This window comes from Anthropogastromicrobium sp. (genome assembly GCF_037349415.1).
Lineage (GTDB): Bacteria > Bacillota > Clostridia > Lachnospirales > Lachnospiraceae > Anthropogastromicrobium > Anthropogastromicrobium aceti.
In genome coordinates this window covers 112,306-134,731 of the sequence record NZ_JAXWCK010000025.1, presented here as the reverse complement: position 1 = coordinate 134,731, position 22,426 = coordinate 112,306, and the positions used below count along the sequence as shown (strand labels likewise).

The 22,426-nt window shown below is 41.9% G+C and carries 16 protein-coding genes; all 16 read left to right on the top strand.

Annotated elements, in window-relative coordinates; all coding sequences use genetic code 11:
* Positions 1–38: 38 nt before the first annotated feature.
* The 16 genes from WJP93_RS04390 (at position 39) to WJP93_RS04315 (ending at position 22,423) form a co-directional block, all read left to right on the top strand.
* The gene (locus WJP93_RS04390) at positions 39–2,933 is read left to right on the top strand and encodes an L-fucokinase (RefSeq protein WP_337547108.1); all 2,895 of its coding nucleotides are present in this window, start codon (positions 39–41) and stop codon (positions 2,931–2,933) included.
* 65 nt (positions 2,934–2,998) lie between these two features.
* Entirely contained in the window at positions 2,999–3,448 is a 450-nt protein-coding gene (gene fucU, locus WJP93_RS04385; protein WP_337547107.1) for an L-fucose mutarotase, read from the top strand.
* 46 nt (positions 3,449–3,494) lie between these two features.
* Positions 3,495–4,724, top strand: a complete 1,230-nt coding sequence (locus WJP93_RS04380; RefSeq protein WP_337547106.1) for a 6-phosphofructokinase — start codon at positions 3,495–3,497, stop codon at positions 4,722–4,724.
* A 48-nt stretch (positions 4,725–4,772) separates the two neighbouring features.
* Positions 4,773–5,048, top strand: a complete 276-nt coding sequence (locus WJP93_RS04375) for an acylphosphatase (protein WP_262536688.1) — start codon at positions 4,773–4,775, stop codon at positions 5,046–5,048.
* A gap of 57 nt (positions 5,049–5,105) precedes the next feature.
* On the top strand, positions 5,106–5,624 hold the full coding sequence (loaP, locus tag WJP93_RS04370; protein WP_066557058.1) for an antiterminator LoaP: 519 nt from the start codon (positions 5,106–5,108) through the stop codon (positions 5,622–5,624).
* A gap of 21 nt (positions 5,625–5,645) precedes the next feature.
* Positions 5,646–7,484, top strand: coding sequence for a glutamine--fructose-6-phosphate transaminase (isomerizing) (glmS, locus tag WJP93_RS04365; RefSeq protein WP_337547105.1), 1,839 nt, complete (start codon positions 5,646–5,648; stop codon positions 7,482–7,484).
* Between the two features lie 109 nt (positions 7,485–7,593).
* A complete protein-coding gene (locus tag WJP93_RS04360) occupies positions 7,594–8,559 on the top strand; it encodes an HAD family hydrolase (RefSeq protein ID WP_337547104.1) in 966 nt (321 codons plus the stop codon).
* A gap of 181 nt (positions 8,560–8,740) precedes the next feature.
* Entirely contained in the window at positions 8,741–9,220 is a 480-nt protein-coding gene (locus tag WJP93_RS04355; protein ID WP_337547103.1) for a PTS glucose transporter subunit IIA, read from the top strand.
* 49 nt (positions 9,221–9,269) lie between these two features.
* The gene (locus WJP93_RS04350; RefSeq protein ID WP_337547102.1) at positions 9,270–10,742 is read left to right on the top strand and encodes a PTS transporter subunit EIIC; all 1,473 of its coding nucleotides are present in this window, start codon (positions 9,270–9,272) and stop codon (positions 10,740–10,742) included.
* Positions 10,743–10,877: 135 nt separating this feature from the next.
* Positions 10,878–13,724 (top strand): transporter substrate-binding domain-containing protein, encoded by a 2,847-nt coding sequence (locus WJP93_RS04345; protein ID WP_337547101.1) that lies wholly within the window; start codon positions 10,878–10,880, stop codon positions 13,722–13,724.
* A gap of 17 nt (positions 13,725–13,741) precedes the next feature.
* Complete coding sequence (locus WJP93_RS04340; RefSeq protein WP_227100309.1) at positions 13,742–14,131, top strand: hypothetical protein; 390 nt, start codon at positions 13,742–13,744, stop codon at positions 14,129–14,131.
* A gap of 27 nt (positions 14,132–14,158) precedes the next feature.
* Positions 14,159–16,138 carry an excinuclease ABC subunit UvrB gene (uvrB, locus tag WJP93_RS04335; RefSeq protein WP_337547099.1) on the top strand — a complete coding sequence of 660 codons (1,980 nt, stop codon included), beginning with the start codon at positions 14,159–14,161 and terminating at the stop codon, positions 16,136–16,138.
* 23 nt (positions 16,139–16,161) lie between these two features.
* Positions 16,162–19,005 (top strand): excinuclease ABC subunit UvrA, encoded by a 2,844-nt coding sequence (gene uvrA / locus WJP93_RS04330; RefSeq protein ID WP_337547098.1) that lies wholly within the window; start codon positions 16,162–16,164, stop codon positions 19,003–19,005.
* Positions 19,006–19,140: 135 nt separating this feature from the next.
* Complete coding sequence (locus WJP93_RS04325; protein WP_337547096.1) at positions 19,141–20,712, top strand: serine hydrolase; 1,572 nt, start codon at positions 19,141–19,143, stop codon at positions 20,710–20,712.
* 15 nt (positions 20,713–20,727) lie between these two features.
* Positions 20,728–21,684: a 50S ribosomal protein L11 methyltransferase gene (gene prmA / locus WJP93_RS04320; protein ID WP_066563060.1), complete on the top strand. Its 957-nt coding sequence runs from the start codon at positions 20,728–20,730 to the stop codon at positions 21,682–21,684.
* Positions 21,685–21,688: 4 nt separating this feature from the next.
* A complete protein-coding gene (locus WJP93_RS04315) occupies positions 21,689–22,423 on the top strand; it encodes a 16S rRNA (uracil(1498)-N(3))-methyltransferase (protein ID WP_227100313.1) in 735 nt (244 codons plus the stop codon).
* Positions 22,424–22,426: the final 3 nt, after the last annotated feature.

The window sequence follows — 22,426 nt, the reverse complement described above, 5'->3', positions numbered from 1 at the left end:
TTATAATAAGGGAAAAAGAGGTGAAAGGAAAAGATAGAATGTCACATAAAACATTATTTCTTCAGCAGTCTTACAAAGATTGTACCAGACAATATATGAAGTTACTTGATACACAGCGTATTCCACTTTGGGATTACGTGATTTTGACTGCGTCAAATGAATCACAGGCGCAGTCGTATCGTATGCAGATTCAGTACCGTCTTGATCATGGAATGCTGCCCAAGTCTATTCATTATGCAGTTCTTCCAGATCCAGATGGGAAAAGAGTGGGAAGCGGCGGCGCTACATTAAATGTGCTGCGTTACATACATCAGGATGCAGGAAGTTTTGATGATAAGCGTATTCTCGTGATTCATTCTGGCGGAGACAGTAAGCGTGTGCCTCAGTATTCTGCATGTGGCAAGCTGTTCTCGCCTGTTCCGCGCCTGCTTCCAAATGGCAGAAGATCTACACTTTTTGATGAGTTTATGATTTCCATGTGCGGAGTTGCAGCGCGTATTCGTGCTGGTATGCTTGTATGTTCAGGTGATGTTCTTTTGTTGTTTAATCCACTTCAGATTGATTTTTACGGAAGCGGAGCAGCGGCATTGTCAATTAAGGAGCCTGCTGAGGTTGGAAAAAATCATGGTGTATACCGTGTTGATGAGCAGGGAAATGTAGGTGGATTTTTACATAAGAAAACAGTAGATCAGCTTCATGAGCTGAAAGCCGCAGATGAAAATGGAAATGTTGATATTGATACAGGTGCTGTTATCATGGATACAGATCTGTTAAAGGCATTATATAAGTTGGTAGATACGCCAGAGCAGTTTGATGCTTATGTAAATGAAAATACAAGGTTGTCTTTTTATGCAGACTTTTTATATCCGCTGGCATCCCAGTCCTCGCTGGAGCAGTATTATAAGGAAACACCGGAAGGTGATTTTACACCAGAGCTTCATGAGTGCCGCACGAAACTTTGGGAGGTGCTTCATCCATTTCATATGAAGCTGATTCGCATGTCACCGGCTGCATTTATCCATTTCGGAACAACAAAAGAGCTGCGTCATTTAATGACAGAGGGAATGGAGCAGTTTGTATATCTTGGTTGGAGCAGTTTTGTGAATACTAATAGTACAAGCATCCGCAGTGGCTATGCATCTGGAAACAGTTATATCAGCAAACATGCAAAGATTGGAAAGGGCACTTATGTAGAGGACAGTTATGTTCACCATGGAACAGTGATTGGAGAAAATTGTGTGATTTCAGGTGTTACGCTTGATGGTCAGAATATTCCAGATGGAAGCGTGATTCATGGTTTAAAGCTTGGTGAGGAGCAGTTTGTTGCTCGTATGTATGGGGTAAATGATAATCCGAAGGAATGCAGCTTGTTTGGAAAGAAGCTTTCAGAGCCGCTTTGGACAGCAAAAATTTATCCAATTTGTCACACCATGCGTGAGGCTGTAGATGCTACGCTGCAGGCATACGCACAGGGATTTCCGGTGAAAGATACAAACAGCTCTTTGAAGGACAGCTTTAATAAGGCTGACGTGACTGCAATTCTTCCATGGCAGGATAAATTAGATGATAAGGTCAGAGTAGAATCTTTACTCGAGGCAATTGACAGCAAGACAGATTTAAAAGAGGCGTTAAAGATGTGCGGAGGAGATATTTCTCCTCGTGTGGAACGTTTACTGTTAGAAGAAGCAGAGCGGCTTGATTGCTGCGAGCTAGAACAGTTTAGCCGGAAGATTCGCATTTACTATATGTTGTCATTTGTAGATGAAAAATATATGGACAATTGTTTTGACACTATTGGAAAAGCAGTTTTGGATACAGCTGTTGCAGGACTTGAATGCAGCAGGGAAACGAAGCTTTCTAAGGAAGAGTCAATTGTTCGTCTGCCAGTTCGTGTAAACTGGGGTGGTGGTTGGAGTGATACTCCGCCATATTGCATGGAGCATGGCGGAACTGTTTTGAATGCAGCAGTATTATTAGATGGAAATTATCCGATTGAGGCAATTGCACGTCGCATTGAAGGAAACAAGATAGTTTTGGCTAGTGCAGACAGTGGAGCAGAGCAGGAATTTACTGATATTAAGCAGCTGCAGGATTCAAGTAATCCATATGATCCATTTGCACTTCATAAGGCAGCATTAATTGCATGTGGTTTGATTCCGTATAGTGAAAATCGTTCAATTGAAGAGATTACAAATCAGTTGGGCAGTGGATTATATCTGTCTACACGCGTAATCAATATTCCTCGTGGCTCTGGTCTTGGAACGTCTTCTATCCTTGCCGGTGCATGTGTGAAGGCATTATATGAAATTACAGGACGCAAGTTAGAAGAGGATGAGCTATATAACCGTGTGCTTTGTATGGAGCAGATCATGTCAACAGGAGGAGGCTGGCAGGATCAGGTAGGCGGTCTTGCACCAGGAATCAAGATGGTGACTTCTCATGCTGCAGTCAGACAAAAGATTACCTGTACACCATGCGTGATTAATGAGAAAACGATGAAAGAACTTGATGAGCGTTTCTGCCTTATATATTCAGGACAGCGCCGTCTTGCCAGAAATCTGCTGCGTGATGTAGTTGGCAGATATGTTGGAGGCAATGCAGAAGCAGCCTCTGTGCTGTATGAGATCCAGCGAAGTGCCGTTTTAATGCGCTTTGAGCTTGAAAAGGGAGACGTGGATGCGTTTGCAAGACTTTTAAATGAACACTGGGAATTAAGCAAGCGCCTTGACAGTGGATGTACAAATGTTTGCATTGATATGATTTTTAAGGCAGTAGAAGATCTTATTGATGCAAAGATGATCTGTGGCGCAGGAGGCGGTGGTTTCCTTCAGGTTGTGTTGAAAAAGGGTATTACGGCCAAACAGCTGCAGGAGCGTTTACATGATGTGTTCCAGGACAGCGGTGTGTCTGTATGGCAGTGTCAGTTTGTATAAATATTTAGTAAATGAAAGGTCTGCATGCAGTATGCATGCAGACTGTTTTGTAGGAGGAGAAGATTATGTTAAAAGGAATTTCACCGTTAATTAGTCCAGAGTTGTTAAAGGTTTTGTGCGAGATGGGGCATGGAGATGAGATTGTTCTTGCAGATGCAAATTTTCCATCTGAGACAACAGGAAACCGTGTCATTCGCGCAGACGGAATAGGAGCAGCAGATTTGCTTAAAGCAATTTTGCCGCTTTTTCCGCTTGATACGTATGAAAAAGATCGTTTCATTTTGATGGAAGTGGTTCCGGGAGATCCAGTAGTTCCGGCAATTTGGGATGAATATAAAAAAATTTTAAATGAGCAGGAACCAGGCACGCCAGTTGAATTTATGGAACGCTTTTCGTACTATGAGAGAGCGAAGAACGCATACTGTGTTGTTGCAACAGGTGAAACAGCTCAATATGCCAATATTATCTTAAAAAAAGGCGTCGTGTATACCGACCAAACAAAAAAGTCTTGCTGAAATCCTAAAAACAATGTATACTGTTTTCGTTGAGGAGGTATGTTTTATGGAGACAATCAAGAATGTATTAGTTGGACAGTCAGGTGGACCGACGGCAGTAATTAATGCAAGCCTTGCAGGTGTTTATGAGACAGCAAGGGCGATGGGCGCAGAGCATGTATATGGTATGCGCTATGGAATACAGGGACTGCTCCAGGAGCAGATCGTTGATTTAAATGAGTGTCTTAGCGATAAGATGGATATTGAGCTGTTAAAGCGTACACCGGCAAGCTATTTGGGCAGCTGTCGTTTTCGTTTGCCAAATCCGGATGTGGATGAGGAACCATATAAACAGCTGTTTCACTTATTTGAAAAATACGAGATTGGCGCTGTATTCTATATCGGCGGCAATGACTCGATGGATACGATTGCGAGACTGGCAGCGTATGGTGCTAAGGTAAAAAGCAGCATTCGCTTTATCGGTGTTCCAAAGACAATCGATAATGATTTAATGTTTACTGATCACACACCGGGCTATGGAAGTGCAGCAAAGTATATTGCGGCAACGATCAAAGGAATTATCTGCGATTCAAGTGTCTATAACCTGAATAGTGTAACAGTAGTTGAGATTATGGGCCGTCATACAGGATGGCTGGCAGGTGCAGCGAGTCTGGCAGCAGGTGCAGACTGCAATGGACCAGATATGATTCTTCTGCCAGAGCGCGCGTTTGATGAGGAAACATTTCTTGCAAAGGTTTCGCAGCTTGAAAAAGAGCGTCATACGCTTGTGATTGCAGTGAGCGAGGGTGTGAAAAACAAAGATGGTGAGTTCTTGTGCGATCTTGTATCAGGACCTGGTGCAGTGGATGCATTTGGTCACAAGGCTGCGCTTTCAGGTACGGCTCGTTACCTTGCAGATTTGATTAAGGCTCATCTTGGATGTAAGACAAGAGCAGTTGAGCTGTCAGTTTTGCAGCGCTGTGCTTCTCCGCTTGCAAGCCGTACTGATGTGACAGAGGCATATCAGGTAGGCGGTGCTGCTGTGGAAGCTGCTTTTCGCGGTGAAACTGGAAAGATGTGCACGATTTATCGTGTATCAGATATTCCGTACCGTACAGAGACGGGCCTGACTGATGTAAGTCGTGTGGCAAACAAGGAAAAATGTGTGCCGGATGAGTGGATTGGCGAGGACGGCATGCATGTAACACCAGAGTTTGCACGTTATGCAAGACCGTTAATACAGGCAGAGCTGCATCCATTCTATGTAGATGGCGTGCCGCGTCACCTGCATCTGTAAAAATTTCAGAGCAGTCTGCACGGTTAAGTGATGTAAAGGAGAAAGCATATGGGAGATACTGTAGTTCGCAAGCATATCATTTTTTACGGCAGAGTGCAGGATGTAGGTTTTCGTTATTTCTCAGTTTATAAGGCAAGGCTTCTTGGCCTTGCCGGCTGGGTAAAAAATTTAGATGATGGAAGCGTAGAGATGGAGGTGCAGGGAAAAGAAGCTGAAATTGATACGCTGATCCAATTTTTAGATGGGCACCGCTGGATTCGCATTGATGCTATGGATGTAGAAAATATTGCGGTGATACCGGATCACGATTTTGTTGAGAGATAAGCGTGCACGCAAGGAACCATTCAGACGTATCTGCTGCCGTTTTTAATGGGAGGTTTTATGTGGTATGTCATTCAGACGAGCACTGGAAGGGAAGAAAAGATAAAGCAGGAGTGTGAGCAGCGCATAAGTAAGGATGTGCTTTCACATTGTGTTCTTCCGTTGTATGAGGAGAAGATAAAGTATAAGGGACAGTGGCATATTCAGAAGAAAAAGCTGTTTCCGGGATATCTGTTTCTTATATCAGAAAATTTGGATGAGCTGCATGAGCAGTTAAAAAGAGTAGAAGCTATGACAAAGCTTTTGGGGGCTGGAGATGATATCATTGCGCTGACGCAAAATGAAATTGATTTTTTACTTCGTTTTGCGGGTGATGAGGAACTTGTAAAGATGTCACAGGGAATGATTATCGGTGATAAGGTTGTCATTTTGTCTGGTCCGCTTAAGGGTATGGAGTCCACTATCCAAAGGATTGATCGCCACAAACGAAAGGCATGGCTGAATCTGGAAATGTTTGGACGACAGCAGTTAGTTGAGGTTGGTGTGGAAATTGTAAAAAAAGTTGCATGTGAAACGTAAGCGTTAGAGGAGAGAGACATCATGTGTGGAATTGTTGGTTATACTGGACATCTTCAGGCCGCTCCTATTCTTTTGGACGGTCTGTCAAAACTGGAGTATCGAGGCTACGATTCAGCAGGACTTGCTGTTCGCAACGGAGAAAAGAAAACTGAGATTGTTAAGGCGAAGGGACGATTAAAATCCCTTGCAGAAAAGACGGATAACGGTAATGCGCTTGTTGGTACATGCGGCATTGGTCATACCAGATGGGCAACGCACGGTGAACCGAGTGAGACTAATGCACATCCGCATATGTCAGATGATGGCAATGTGATTGGTGTTCACAATGGTATTATTGAAAATTATCAGGAGTTAAAGGAAAAGCTTGTTCGCAAGGGTTACAGCTTTTATTCATCTACTGATACTGAGGTTGCAGTTAAGCTTATTGATTATTATTATAAGAAGTACGAGCACACACCGGTAGACGCGATCAATCACGCACTTGTGCGTATTCGCGGTTCATATGCACTTGCTATGATGTTTGAAGATTATCCGGGCGAGATTTATGTGGCAAGAAAAGACAGCCCGATGATTCTTGGTGTGACAGATGGCGACTGCTTTGTGGCATCTGATGTTCCGGCAATTCTTAAATACACACGTACTGTCTATTATATTGGCAATCTGGAAATGGCACGTATGGCAGATGGTGCGATCACCTTTTACAATTTGGATGGTGATGAGATTGAGAAGCAGCCTACACAGATCGAGTGGGATGCAGAGGCAGCTGAGAAAGCTGGCTTTGAACACTTTATGATTAAGGAGATTCATGAGCAGCCAAAGGCAGTTCATGACACCATCAATTCAGTTGTAAAGGATGGCGCTATTGATTTGTCTGATGTTGGACTGACAGAGGAGCAGATTAAAAATATCAGCCAGATTTATATTGTTGCATGTGGCTCTGCTTATCATGTTGGAGTAGCATGTCAGTATGTCTTTGAAGATCTGGCAGAGATTCCAGTTCGTGTGGAGCTTGCATCTGAGTTTCGTTACCGCAAAATGGTGCTTGATCCAAATGGCCTTGTAATAATTGTCAGTCAGTCAGGAGAGACGGCAGATAGTCTTGCTGCGCTTCGTCTGGCAAAGAAAAAGGGCGTGAAGACGCTTGGTATTGTCAACGTGGTGGGAAGCTCTATTGCTAGAGAGGCAGACAATGTTTTCTATACGCTTGCAGGACCAGAGATTGCAGTAGCAACGACAAAGGCATACAGCACACAGCTTATTGCAGGATATTGTCTGGCTGTTCAGTTTGCAAAGGTCAGAGGAAGCATTGATGATACACAGTATGCGCACTTAATTGATGAGATGCAGCAGCTTCCAGATAAGATCGCAAAGATCTTAGAGGATAAGGAACGCATTCAGTGGTTTGCGGCAAAACAGGCAAATGCAAGTGATATTTTCTTTATCGGCAGAGGAATTGATTATGCAATCAGCCTTGAGGGCAGTCTTAAGATGAAGGAGATAAGCTACATCCACTCTGAGGCCTATGCGGCAGGTGAATTAAAGCATGGAACTATAAGTCTTATTGAGGATGGAACTCTTGTAATTGGTGTTTTAACTCAGTCGGAGCTTTATGAGAAAACAGTTTCCAATATGGTAGAGTGCAAGAGCCGCGGTGCCTATTTGATGGGACTGACAACATATGGAAATTATAACATTGAAGATACTGTATCCTTTACTGTATATATTCCAAAGACGGACGAACACTTTGCAACGAGTCTTGCAGTTATTCCACTGCAGCTTATGGGCTACTATGTCAGTGTAGCAAAGGGACTTGATGTAGATAAGCCGAGAAACTTAGCAAAGAGTGTTACGGTTGAGTAAACAAGAAGTGATAAAAAAATAAATAAGAATACATAAGAAAAATGGCGGCACGAAAAAGTGGATTTCGTGCCGCCATTTTTCAATAATAGTGTTTGGAAAGGAGAGTTTTGTGAGCAGACAGAAAAAGGAATTTGAAGAATACGAAATAAATGAATCTTATAAAACAGAAGAAAGAGATAATCCCTATGGCTTTAAGAGAAAGTCGAAGGAGGAGCGGCCTGTACTAGCAATTTGCTATGATTTTGATAAGACATTATCGCCGGATGATATGCAGGCACAGGGCTATATTCAGTCTGTAAATTATCATGTGGACCGTTTCTGGGCAGAGTCAAACGAAATGGCAAGAGCAAACGGCATGGATTCAAATCTTGCTTATATGTATAAGATGGTTCGCGAGGCGAAAGGTCATTTTGATTTGAGCCGCAAGGCACTTGAGGAGTATGGTTCGAAGGTGGAATTGTTTCCGGGTGTAGATGAGTGGTTTGAGCGCGTGCGCCAGTATGGTGATAAAAATGGAGTGATTATAGAGCATTATATTATTTCATCAGGTTTAAAGGAGATGATAGAGGGAACTAAGATTGCAAAGCGTGGCTCCTTTGAGGAAATTTATGCGAGTGCCTTTTATTATGATGAAAATGGCGTGGCAATTTGGCCGGCACAGGCAGTAAATTATACGAGCAAGACACAGTTTTTATTTCGCATAGAAAAAGGAATACTTGATGTAAATGATACTGCAGTAAATGACTATTTTCCGGCAGACAAGATGCGTGTGCCATTTAGGAATATTGTCTATATTGGTGACAGCGATACAGATATTCCGAGCATGAAGCTTGTAAACACATATGGCGGTCATGCGATTGGCGTGTACAATCCTGTCACGGGCAATAAAGAAAAAGTCTATCGCATGATGCGCGATAACAGAATACGTTATTTTGCCCCGGCAGATTATAGAAAAGGTCAGCAGCTTGAGCAGCTGATTCAGACGATTATTGACAAGACTGCAGCCTATGAGAAGTTAGAGGCACTTCATATAGATGGGCTAAAGGAGATGAAAGACAAAAATAAGTCAAAATAGTACATAAAATAAATAAAAATGGGGAAAATAACGATAAAACTGCTGACAAAGCAGAAACTAGTGGCTAAAATATATATAAATGCTAAGGAAAGAACGTGCGAAAATTATGCAAAATACCATTTAAACGGTAACTGCGGAATACAAACGTAAACATTTTTTGGCGAAAAGAAAAGGAGACGTTATGTTCAAATTTTTTAAGGGAAAAGAAAAGGGAAATGTGCTTTATGCACCTTGCAAAGGAAAAGTAGTTCCTTTGACAGAGGTTCCAGATCCAACTTTTTCTGAAAAGTTATTGGGAGACGGCTTTGCAGTGATCCCAACCGAGGGAAAAGTGTATGCACCGGCAGATGCTGAAGTGACCATGGTATTTGATACACTTCATGCAATTACGCTGACTAGCAGCCAGGGAGCTGAAATCTTAATTCATATCGGATTGGATACTGTTACACTTAAGGGCACACCGTTTACCGCGCATGTTGCAGCTGGTGACAAGGTGAAGAAGGGTGATCTTTTGATGGACGTAGATCTGGATAAGATTAAGGAAGCTGGATTAAATACAATTACGCCAGTTTTAATCTGCAATACAGATGATTATGAAAAGATCAGTCTTCAAAAGGAAGGCGATGTCTTACTAGATGAGGCAGTTTTAAAAATCTCATGAAACTGATTGGAGTGATTCAATTAAGTATAATTTAAAGGAGGAGAAATATATGAAATTTCTTCAAAAACTAGGTAAAGCATTAATGCTTCCAGTAGCAGTGCTGCCAATCTGTGGTATTCTCATGGGCATCGGTTATTATTTATGTCCGGCGACGATGCAGGGAGGAGAAGTCGAGGGTATAAAAAACTTGATCGGATTCTTCTTGGTAAAGGCAGGATCAGCTCTTATTGAAAACATGGCAATTCTTTTCGCAATCGGTGTTGGTGTCGGTATGTCAGAAAAGAACGACGGAACCGGCGGAATCGCCGCTCTGGCATCTTGGCTTATGATCACAACACTTCTTTCTACTGGTGTTGTTACCACATTGATTCCGTCAATTGCAGACAATGCAACTAAGACACTTGCATTCAATAAGATTGCAAACCCATTTATCGGAATCCTTTCTGGTGTTATCGGATCTTCTTGCTACAATAAGTTCAAGAACACTAAGCTTCCGAACTGGCTGGCATTCTTCAGCGGCAAGCGCTGTGTTGCTATTATTGCTGGTTTAGTTTCTATCGTTGTATCTGCTGTTTTATTATTTGTATGGCCATTGCTGTTCGGTGCACTTGTTGCACTTGGCGATGCAGTTGCAGGTATGGGCGTTGTAGGTGCTGGTATCTACGCATTCTTAAACCGTCTGTTAATTCCAACTGGATTACATCACGCATTAAACAACGTATTCTGGTTTGATACTATTGGTCTTGGTGATTTGCAGCACTTCTGGGCAGGTGAGACATCTGCAGATGTAACATGGAGCCTTGGAATGTATATGTCAGGTTTCTTCCCATGTATGATGTTCGGTATTCCTGGTGCAGCACTTGCAATGATTCAGTGTGCAAAGCCGGCAAAGAAGAAGATCGCAATCGGACTTGTTGCTTCTGCAGCAGTTTGTTCATTTGTCTGCGGCGTTACTGAGCCGTTCGAATTTGGATTTATGTTCCTTGCACCTGGTCTGTATGTAATTTATGCATTACTTTATGGTATCTTCACAATTATTACTGTTGCGCTTGGCTTCCGTGCAGGATTCAGTTTCTCAGCAGGTGCTACCGACCTTCTGTTCTCATCTACACTTCCGGCAGCGCAGAAGACAGTGCTGATCATTCCGCTTGGAATCGCAGCATTCGTTGTATTCTATTTTGTATTCCTCTTCGCAATCAAGAAGTTTGATTTAAAGACTCCAGGAAGAGAAGATGATGATGATCTTGAGGAAGAGAAGAAGGTTCAGTTAGCAAGTGATGATTACACAGAAATCGCAAAGAAGATTCTTGCAGGCTGCGGCGGTAAGGGAAATATCGTAAGCATCGATAACTGTGTAACAAGACTTAGACTTGAAGTAAGAGATATGACTGCAGTAAATGATAAGGCAATCAAGGCTGCAGGTGTTGCAGGAGTAATCAAACCTGGAAAGACTTCCGTACAGATAATTGTCGGAACAAAAGTTCAGTTTGTTGCTGATGCATTTTCAAAACTTTGCGAATAAGTTCTAAATAGTATTTAAAGCAGGGCATGACTCGATTAGGGTCGTGCCCTTTTTTAATGTGAAGGAAATTGACAAAACACCATGTGACCGAGTATACTTAGAACGAAAAAAGTATTAGATCATGAGGAAAGACTGATGAAAAAGATGACTATGAAAAAATATGTAGTTACTGTATGCCAAGAAGTCAAATATATGATTGTATGTGCAGCCTTGCTGCTATCTTTTTTTACAACGGTAAATGCAGCTGAAAAAGAGGCACCAGAAAAAATAATTCGCGTGGGCGCACTTGGGGATACATTTAATTATGTAACTGAAAAGGGGATGCGAAAGGGGTATAGTTATGAACTGCTAGAGACGCTGGCAGGCTATACTGGGTGGAAATTTGAGTATGTAGCCTGTAATTGGACAGATTGCTTTGAAAAACTCCAAAATGGTGAAATAGACATTTTGGGAGATATTGCCTATACAGAGGAACGCACAGATAGGATGCTGTTTTCAGACGAACCTATGGGGGTAGAGAAATATTATCTGTATGCAGATTTTTCAAGTGACGATATTTCTTATGCTGATTTTAAGACATTGAATGGAAAGCGTATTGGTGTCCTTATAGGCGCAAAGCCAGAAGTGATGCTGAAAGAATGGGAGTTAAAAAATGAACTTAAAACAATACATGTAAATATAGAAAGTAAAGAAGATGCACTGGCAAAACTGGAAAATGGAGAAATTGACTGTTTTGTTTCGTTGGATGGATCATTTTGGGCTGATAAAGATGTCTCGATTATTACACGAATTGGCAAATCAAATATTTATTTTGCAATTAATAAGGATCATCCAGAGATAAAAAAAGATCTTGAGCTTGCAATGCGTCAGTTAGAGGAGGATCGTCCATTTTATCTGTCAGATTTGTACAAGCAATATTTTTCATCGGATTATACACCTGTTCTTTCATCTGAGGAAAAATTATGGCTGAAAGAACATGGTGCAATTCGAATGGGATTTTTAGCCAATGATGTCGGAGCGAGCGTTATAGATCCGTCAAGTGGGACAGTTACTGGTGCAATCACTGATTATATTCAGCATGCAGTAGAATGTCTTGGAAAACAAGATCTGACATTTACGCTTATGGGATATGACAGCTATGAAGAAGAGATAGAAGCGCTAAAGAAAAATGAGATTGATATGATTTTTCATTTCAATCAGCATCCAAATGCGATGGAGAAATATCATTTCGCATGTACAAATACAACGTGGACATATAATTTGATAGCAGTCACGAATAAGCCTCATTTTAATGAAAATGATGAAAACTGTGTTGCAATTTCAAAAGATAATATGTCTTTCAGAGAACATATTGAATATTATTATCCGCATTGGAAAATTTTAGAATATGATACAGACAAAGAGATGGCAGAAGCTGTGAATTCTGGAGAGGCCGATTTCTTTATAACTGGTGTCACCCTTGCATCAAAATACAGCAGGGATCCAAGTTTTTACAGTGTGCCACTTTTATACTCGGAGAAAGCAGCCTTTGCAGTTAATAACGGAAATAAGAATTTATTGACAATACTAAATAAAACGCTTAATGCTATGCCAAACAATATGCTTACGAGCTCACTTGCCATGTATGAGAACAATTCAAGAAAAATAACATTGGGAGATTATATAAAACACAATCTGTTAAAAGTATCTATTGTAAGTGTCGTTACTGTTTTAAGTGTTATGACTGTGATTCTTGTGCTTTTAAGAAAGGCAAGAAAGGCCGAGGCTATTGCAATGAGGGCAGCAATACACACACAGGAGCTTAATGAAAAGCTGCAGGTGGCAGTAGAAAAGGCTGAAAGTGCAAATAATGCAAAATCGACGTTCCTTTTTAATATGTCGCATGATATCAGAACGCCAATGAATGCAATTATAGGATATGCAGATCTGGCATCTAGGCATATAGATGATACAGAAAGACTTAAAAAATATATGAAAAATATTCAGTCATGCGGCCAGAATTTGCTGTCTCTTCTTAATGATGTGCTGGATCTTGCCAGAATTGAAAATAATAAAACAGAAATGGAATATGTAATTTCAGATATCGGCGCAGATTTTGAAACATGGGTTATGATGTTTTTGAATCAGGCGGAAGAAAAGAAACAGACAATTACTAAGACAAAGCATTTGCTTTATCCGTATGTTTACATGGATGTTTCTCATGTATCGGAGATTTTTATTAATATCATAAGCAATGCAATTAAGTACACTAATAATGGAGGTGTGATAAACTGTGATATTTCGCAGGCGCCTGGCAAAAAGAATGGCTGGTGCGATGTTATTATTACTGTAAAAGATAATGGAATTGGTATGTCAGATCAGTTTTTAAATCATATTTATGAACCATTTGAGCGAGAGCGCAATTCAACGATAAGCCGTGTAGAAGGAAGCGGCATTGGAATGGGTATCGTGAAAAGGCTTGTTGAGCTGATGGATGGCAGTGTTGATGTGCAAAGTAAAATTGGCGACGGCTCTACATTTACTGTAATTATCCCATGCAAAATTGCATCAAAAGAGGAATCAGTTGCAAAGCGGGATAAAGGAACTCATGATAAAGCCAGCTTAGTTGGTGCGAGAATTTTGGTGGTAGAGGACAATGATATTAATGCAGAAATTGCAACGGAGCTTCTAGAAGAGGAAGGTTGCATTATAGAGAGGGCATGCAATGGTGTGGAGTGCATTGATATGCTTGAAAAGGCAGATAATTCATATTATGCGATGATTCTTATGGATATTCAGATGCCTGTCATGAACGGCTATGATGCTACTAGGAAAATTCGCAGAATGAAAAATCAAAATAAGGCACAAATTCCTATCATTGCAATGACAGCAAATGCCTTTACAGAGGATAGACAGATGGCGCTTGATGTAGGTATGAATGATCATGTCTCCAAGCCAATTGATATGAACATTCTTGTGCCGATCATGATGAGGTATTTATAATATAAGAAGGGTGTCATATGGACGAGAAGCTTAAACAAAAATTAATTGAAGCTGTTAAGGCAGGTGATGAAAATCAGGCAAGTGAGCTTTTGTGGCAGCTTGTAATTGATTGCCAGAACTGTCCGTTTAAGACTGTGTCAGGTCTTCCATTTTCCTATACTATTAAACGTGGACGAAATGGAGAACTGACAAAGGAGTTATGGATTGACAGACGGGAAAACAGTAAATCATTGGCGTGGAGCAGTATTAGACTGGCATTTTCAAATGCAATGAAAATAAAGAGTGCGGATCGCCCTAAAGCGCTTGGCGATATTCGCGGTGTTTCTTATATTTACCCTATGCTGTGGCGCTTTGGTGTGCTTGAGGTACCGCAAACAGCACAGCAGCGTATGAATACAGAACTGTAAAAAATAATGTACGATGGAGGCGGGAATATGGATCATTTTAAACTGGTGTCTGAGTATGTGCCGACTGGCGATCAGCCAAGGGCGATTGAGGAGCTTGTAAAAGGATTTAAAGAGGGAAATCAGTTCGAGACACTTCTCGGCGTAACCGGTTCGGGAAAGACATTTACTATGGCAAATGTCATTCAGGCATTAAATAAGCCAACATTGATTATTTCCCACAATAAAACGCTTGCCGGTCAGCTATATGGTGAGATGAAGGAATTTTTCCCAGAGAATGCAGTTGAATATTTTGTCTCATATTATGACTATTACCAGCCTGAGGCTTATGTGCCTTCATCTGATACGTATATTGAGAAGGACTCTGCGATCAATGAGGAGATTGATAAATTAAGGCTTTCTGCGACGGCAGCGCTTTCTGAGAGGCGTGATGTAATTGTAGTGGCATCTGTTTCATGTATATATGGTCTGGGAAGTCCTGTTGATTATAAGGATATGATTTTATCACTTCGTCCAGGAATGATAAAGGATCGCGATGAAGTAATCAAAAAGCTTGTTGAGATGCAGTACGAGCGAAACGATATGGATTTTCACCGAAGTACATTTCGTGTGCATGGTGATGTCGTAGAGATTTTTCCGGCAAATGAGGGTGAGACTGCAGTGCGCGTAGAGTTTTTCGGTGATGAAATTGATCAGATAAGTGAGTTTGATCCGTTGACAGCACAGGTAAGAAGCCGTCTAAAGCATATCGCAATTTTCCCGGCCTCTCACTACGTTGTTGACCCAAAGGAGATGCTTCGCGCAACAACTGATATTGAAGAAGAGCTAAAGGAACGTGTAGATTTCTTTAAGCGAAATGACCGTTTGCTGGAGGCACAGCGAATTTCAGAGCGCACTCATTATGATATTGAGATGATGAGAGAAACTGGCTTTTGCTCTGGAATAGAAAATTATTCGCGTCATCTGGCAGGACTGCCGGCCGGTTCACCGCCGTTTACGCTGATTGATTATTTTCCAGATGATTTCTTAATTATTGTGGATGAGTCTCATATTACACTTCCGCAGGTGCGCGGTATGTTTGCAGGAGACCGCTCACGAAAAACTACACTGGTAGATTACGGTTTTCGTCTGCCATCAGCACTTGACAATCGCCCCTTGAATTTTAGCGAATTTGAAGGCAAGATTGACCAGATGCTTTTTGTTTCGGCAACACCGGGCGATTATGAAGGTGAGCATGAGATGATGCGCGCAGAGCAGGTTATACGTCCGACAGGACTTTTAGATCCGCCGATTGAGGTGCGTCCAGTTGATGGTCAGATTGATGATCTGATTGCCGAGATTAGAAAAACGCTGCGGTCAAAAAATAAAGTGCTTGTCACGACTTTGACAAAAAGAATGGCAGAGGATCTGACGGAATATCTGCGCGATGCAGGCATTCGCGTGCGCTATCTGCATTCTGATATTGATACGCTTGAGCGTGCACAGATTATTCGCGATATGCGTCTTGATGTGTTTGACGTGTTGGTGGGCATCAATTTGCTTAGAGAGGGTCTTGATATTCCTGAGATTGCGCTTGTGGCTATATTAGATGCTGATAAGGAAGGATTTCTGCGTTCAGAGACGTCACTTATTCAGACAATAGGACGAGCAGCGCGAAACAGTGAAGGTCATGTTGTGATGTATGCCGATACGATAACAGACTCTATGCGAAATGCAATTGAGGAGACAAAAAGAAGACGCGAGATTCAAAATGAGTATAACATAGAGCACAACATTACACCGACTACTATAAAGAAGGCTGTCCGTGATCTGATTTCAATCTCAAAGGCAGCAGAGAAGGCTGATGAGAAGCTTGCAAAGGATCCAGAATCAATGAGCAGGCAGGAACTCGAAAAACTTATTGCAAAAGTGGCAAAACAGATGAACAAGGCAGCTGCGGAGCTAAACTTCGAAGCTGCAGCAGAACTTCGCGATCAGATGAGAAATCTGAAGAAATATTTAGATGATTAAAAGAAAGGCATATAATAATAAATATGGAAAATAAGAAATTTATCCGAATCCGCGGTGCAGCGGAGAATAATCTAAAGCACATTGATTTGGATATTCCAAGAGATGAACTTGTTGTGCTGACTGGATTGTCAGGTTCAGGAAAATCCTCACTTGCATTTGACACAATATATGCAGAGGGTCAGAGGCGATATATGGAGTCGCTTTCATCTTATGCAAGACAATTTTTAGGCCAGATGGAAAAGCCAAATGTTGAAAGTATTGAAGGTCTGCCGCCGGCAATCTCCATTGATCAGAAGTCTACTAATAGAAATCCGCGTTCTACTGTAGGTACAGTAACGGAAATCTACGATTACTTTCGTCTTTTATATGCGCGTATTGGTATTCCACATTGTCCTGTCTGTGGCCGAAAGATAAGCCGTCAGACTGTTGATCAGATGGTGGACAGTTTGATGGCACTTAAAGAGCGCACGAAGATTTTATTGATGGCACCTGTTGTGCGTGGAAAGAAAGGCCGTCATGAGAAGGTTTTGGAGCAGGCAAGAAAGAGCGGCTATGTGCGTGTGCGTATTGATGGCAGTCAGTATGATCTTGAAGAGGAGATTAAGCTTGATAAGAATATAAAGCATAATATTGAGATTATTGTGGACCGTCTTGTCATCAAAGAGGGCATTGAAAAGCGTCTTGCCGATTCACTGGAAAATGTGTTAAAGCTGGCAGATGGCCTTGCTTTTGTGGATGTTGTGGATGGAACACCAATGACGTTTAGCCAAAACTTTTCCTGCCCTGACTGCGGCATAAGCATTGATGAGATTGAGCCGCGAAGCTTTTCATTTAATAATCCCTTCGGTGCGTGTCCGACTTGCTTTGGACTTGGCTATAAGATGGAGTTTGATGAGCAGCTTATGATTCCAGATCAGTCGCTTAGCATTGATCAGGGGGCAATTATTGTGCCTGGATGGCAGTCATGTACCGATGAAGGCAGCTTTACAAGAGCGATTTTAAATGCACTTGCAGAGGAGTTCCATTTCACGCTGGATGTGCCATTTGAGTCATACAGCAAGGAAATTCATGATATTTTGATACATGGAACTAATAAGAGTGTAAAGGTGCGCTACAAGGGACAGCGCGGAGAAGGCGTATATGATATTGTATTTGAGGGCTTAATTAAAAATGTAGAGCGCCGCTACCGCGAGACAGGTTCGGAAACAATCAAGGCAGAGTACGAAACATTTATGCGCATCACACCATGTTCTACATGTAAGGGAATGCGTCTGAAAAGAGAGTCACTTGCCGTGACAGTGGCAGATAAAAATATTTATGAGGTGACAAATCTTTCTATTCGTGATCTGGCATCATTTTTATCTGATTTGGAGCTTACAAAGACGCAGCAGCTTATAGGCGAGCAGATTTTAAAGGAAATCCGTGCGCGTGTACAGTTTTTGATTGATGTAGGCCTTGATTATCTTTGCCTGTCACGTGCAACTGGTACGCTTTCAGGCGGTGAGGCACAGCGTATTCGTCTGGCAACACAGATTGGATCTGGTCTTGTTGGTGTGGCTTATATTTTAGATGAGCCAAGTATTGGTCTGCATCAAAGAGATAATGACAAGCTGCTTGGCACATTAAAGCATCTTCGTGATCTTGGCAATTCTGTTATTGTCGTTGAACATGATGAGGATACAATGCGTGCTGCTGATTATGTAGTAGATATTGGACCTGGTGCAGGTGAGCATGGCGGTCAGGTTGTTGCAGCAGGCACGGCAGAAGAACTTATGAAAAATCCGGCATCCATAACCGGAAAATATTTGAGTGGTGAGCTTAAGATTCCAGTTCCAAGTACAAGAAGAGAACCGCAGGGCTGGCTGACCGTAGTGGGAGCAAAAGAAAATAATTTAAAGAATATCACAGTGAATTTTCCTAAGGGAGTCTTTACATGCGTAACTGGTGTTTCTGGTTCAGGCAAGAGCAGCCTTGTCAATTCGATTTTGTATCAGGCGCTTGCAAAGCAGCTAAACCGCGCGAGAACAATTCCTGGTGCATATAAAGAGATTAAGGGCATAGAGCAGTTTGATAAGGTAATAAATATAGATCAAAGCCCGATTGGCCGCACACCGCGCTCTAATCCTGCAACTTATACTGGCGTGTTTGATATGATCCGTGATCTTTTTGCTTCAACAGTTGATGCAAAGACGAGAGGCTATAATAAGGGTCGTTTTAGCTTTAATGTAAAGGGTGGACGCTGTGAGGCATGTTCAGGCGATGGTATTGTAAAGATTGAGATGCATTTTTTGCCAGATGTGTATGTGCCATGTGAGGTCTGCAAGGGAAAACGCTATAACAGAGAAACGCTGGAAGTAAAATATAAGGGAAAGAGCATTTATGATGTGCTTAATATGACTGTAGAAGAGGCGCTTACATTTTTTGAAAATGTTCCGTCTATTTACCGCAAAATTGAGACATTGTATCAGGTAGGTCTTTCATATATACGATTAGGTCAGCCATCCACAACGCTTTCAGGCGGCGAGGCACAACGTATTAAGCTGGCGACTGAGTTAAGCCGAAAGAGTACAGGAAAGACAATCTATATTTTAGATGAGCCAACGACAGGACTTCATTTTGCAGATGTTCACAAGCTTACAGAAATGCTGCAGAAGCTTGTAGAAAACGGTAATACGGTAATTGTAATTGAGCACAACTTAGACGTAATAAAGACAGCTGATTATATCATTGATATGGGACCAGAAGGCGGAGACGGCGGAGGAACAGTAGTAGCGCAGGGAACGCCGGAAGAAGTGGCAGAGTGCCCGCAGTCCTACACGGGATATTATGTAAAACGTGTTATAGCTCACGAGACACCTACTATTTAAAGCAAAGCCCGAAGGTGAATGGCTTTCGTAACATGAACATATCCCACACTTGCAATCTTTACACAGGTATGATAGACTAGATTGAATTAGTAACTAATAAACTATAATCAGAAAGCTATATGAAAGGGTAAGGTAATGCGATTGAATAAGAAGAGTCTCCTTCTTGGCATGATCGTTTTGTTACTTTCCTGTATAGTTGGAAGCAGTGCAAAAAACAGCTCATTTCTTGAAAATGTACAGGCTTCTATGGTACAGGAAAAAGACAGCGATCAGTCACAGGATCAGCCGGAGATTGGTGTATCAGCCTTAGGTTACTGCGTGATGAATGCAGATACGGGTGAAATTGTTTTGCAAAAAAATGCTGACGAAAAGCTTCATCCGGCAAGCATTACAAAGATTATGACGCTGCTTGTGACGGTGGAACAATGTAAGAACCTTGATTCTGTAACAACTGTGTCAGAAAATGCACTGAATCAGATAGCACCGCTTAGTTCAACACTTCATCCGATGCCAAAGCCGGGAGAGCAATTTACTATCAGGGATCTTTTATATGGTCTTACGATGTGCTCAGGCAATGAGTGCGCGAATATCTTAGCGGAAGCAGTTTGCGGTGATATCGACAGCTTTGTTGAACTGATGAATGAGAGAGCAAAAGAAGCTGGTGCAAAAAACACTCACTTTTCAAACCCTCACGGACTTGATGCTGATGATCACTTAACAACAGCCTATGATATGGCGCTTATTATGAAGGCAGCACTAAAAAATCCGGCGGCAAAGGAAATTCTTTCTGCGAAAACATACACTATTCCTGAAACAGCGTATACATCAGAAAGAAATATGACAAGTGGTCATAAGATGGTTTCGGGTGAGTTTGAATGTGAGGGTGTTTATGCCGGAAAGCCGGGCTATACACGTCTTGCCCAGTCCACGCTTGTGACAGCTGCAAAGCGAGACGATGTTAATCTTATAGCAGTTGTTATGAAATCAGACTCAGGCATAAGCTATGAGGATACAAGTCTTTTGCTTGACAATGCCTACGCGAAGATTAATGACTGGGGCATGACTGGAGGCTTTAATGTGTATCATCCGCGTGTGACGCAGATTGATGATGCTGGATTTACCGTGACATGGGATGTCGGACTCGATGCTGTGAGAGCTGAGTTTCCTGTCTGGATTGAGTATGACAGCACAGATGTGCTGACAAAGGGATCTTTGGAGGTGACATCTGACACAATCTCCTATCATGTCAGTCTTTCGGATCACGCCGGAAAAAACGGTGTGTATACAGTACAGGCTTATGTGTATAATGCGTCAGGAGAATCAAAGGTATGCTCGATTAAAGTATTAGCAGGAGTAGGAGAACAAAAAGGATTTGTAAACTGGAATGGCGCCACTTATTATGTGCATGAAAATGGTGCGCTTGGCCTGCAGTGGCAGGAGCTTGAAGAGGGCTGCTATTACTTTGATTATACTACAGCGCAGATGTATACAGGCTGGCTAAAGGGTGATACAACATTTTATCTTGATCCAGATGGAAAGCTTCACACAGGCTGGCTTAAGCTTGATGGAAAGCAATATTATTTTTATCAGGCCGGCGATATGGCAACTGGAAAGATGACCATTGGAAATGGTGAATATTATTTTGACGAAAATGGTGTTTTGCAGTCAGGTTTTGCGATTCCGCAGGCGCCATCATTATATGAATAGAAGAGGAATAACGTTATGAAGTGGAAGAAATTTACGATTCAGACAACAACAGCAGCAGAGGATTTCATCAGTGAGAAGCTAAGTGAGATTGGCATTGAGGGAATCGAGATTGAAGATAAGGTTGAGCTGACAGCAAATGATACAAAGGGCATGTTTATTGATGTACTGCCAGATTTAGGACCAGATGACGGAGAGGCGCTTGTAAGCTTTTATCTTGATGATACGTATGATGTGCCTAAGACGCTTGCTGCCGTAAAGATGGCACTTGAGGAGGTTGCCTCTTTTGTAAATGCAGGATCATGCGAGATCACGGCATCTGAGACAGAGGACAAGGATTGGATGAATAACTGGAAGCAGTATTTTAAGCCATTCGTTGTTGATGATCTTTTAATTAAGCCAACATGGGAAGAAATTCCTGAGGGAATGGAAGGAAAGAAGCTGATTCAGATTGATCCTGGTATGGCATTTGGTACAGGAAAGCATGAGACTACTCAGCTTTGTATTGCAGGAATCCGCAAATATGTAAAGCCTGGTGATAATGTTCTTGATGTTGGAACAGGAAGCGGTATTTTGTCAATTTGTGCGCTGTTAAGCGGTGCCAGTCATGTAGTGGGAACAGATCTTGATGAGAATGCTATTGATGCTGCACATGAGAATGCACAAGTTAATGGCATTACGTCAGAGCAGTATAAGGTTCTGATTGGAAACTTAATTGATGATCAGGCAATCAAGGATGAGGTTGGCTATGAAGCATATGATGTTGTCGTTGCCAATATTCTGGCAGATGTTATTATTGCGCTGCAGGAAGTTGTCGCAGTTCATGTAAAGCATGGCGGTATCTTTATCACATCTGGAATCATTGATATGAAGGAGCAGGCTGTCATGGATGCATTTGCAAAAAATCCAGAGTTTGAAGTGATTGATGTGCTGCATCAGGGCGAGTGGGTTTCAATTGTAACTAGAAGGAAGTAAATATATGTATCATTTTTTTATAAAGCCAGAGCAGGCAGCTGCACACGAGGTAGCAATCATTGGAAGTGATGTAAATCACATCAAAAATGTGCTTAGAATGAAGGTTGGTGAACAGATTTGTGTTAACGATGGCAGTCATGAATATCTTTGCAGCATTGCACAGCTTGATGCAGAAGAAGTGACAGCAAAAATCGAGCAGGTCAGTGAAACTACAAGTGAGCTGCCTTCAAGAATAGTATTGTTTCAGGGATTGCCAAAGGCCGATAAGATGGAGACAATTATTCAAAAGTGTGTGGAGCTTGGCGTGCATGAGATTGTTCCGGTACAGATGAAGCGCTGTGTAGTCAAGCTTGATTGCAAAAAGGAAGAAGCAAAGAGAAAACGCTGGCAGGCGATTTCAGAGAGTGCAGCAAAGCAGGCTGGACGCGGACTTATTCCTGATATCCATCCTCTTATGACATATAAAGAGGCGCTTTTGTATGCTTCTGATAAGGAACATATTCTTGTACCATTTGAGCATGCAGAAAATATGCAGGCAACGCGTGATGCGCTTAGTGCAGTAAAACCGGGCGAGCAGGTAGCAATCTTTATAGGACCAGAGGGCGGCTTTGAGGACGAGGAGATTGCACAGGCAGAAAATTGCGGTGCACAGGCAATTACGCTTGGAAGAAGAATTTTGAGGACGGAAACAGCCGGAATGGCAGTGCTTGCCATGCTTGGATACGTATTGGAGGAATAAAAA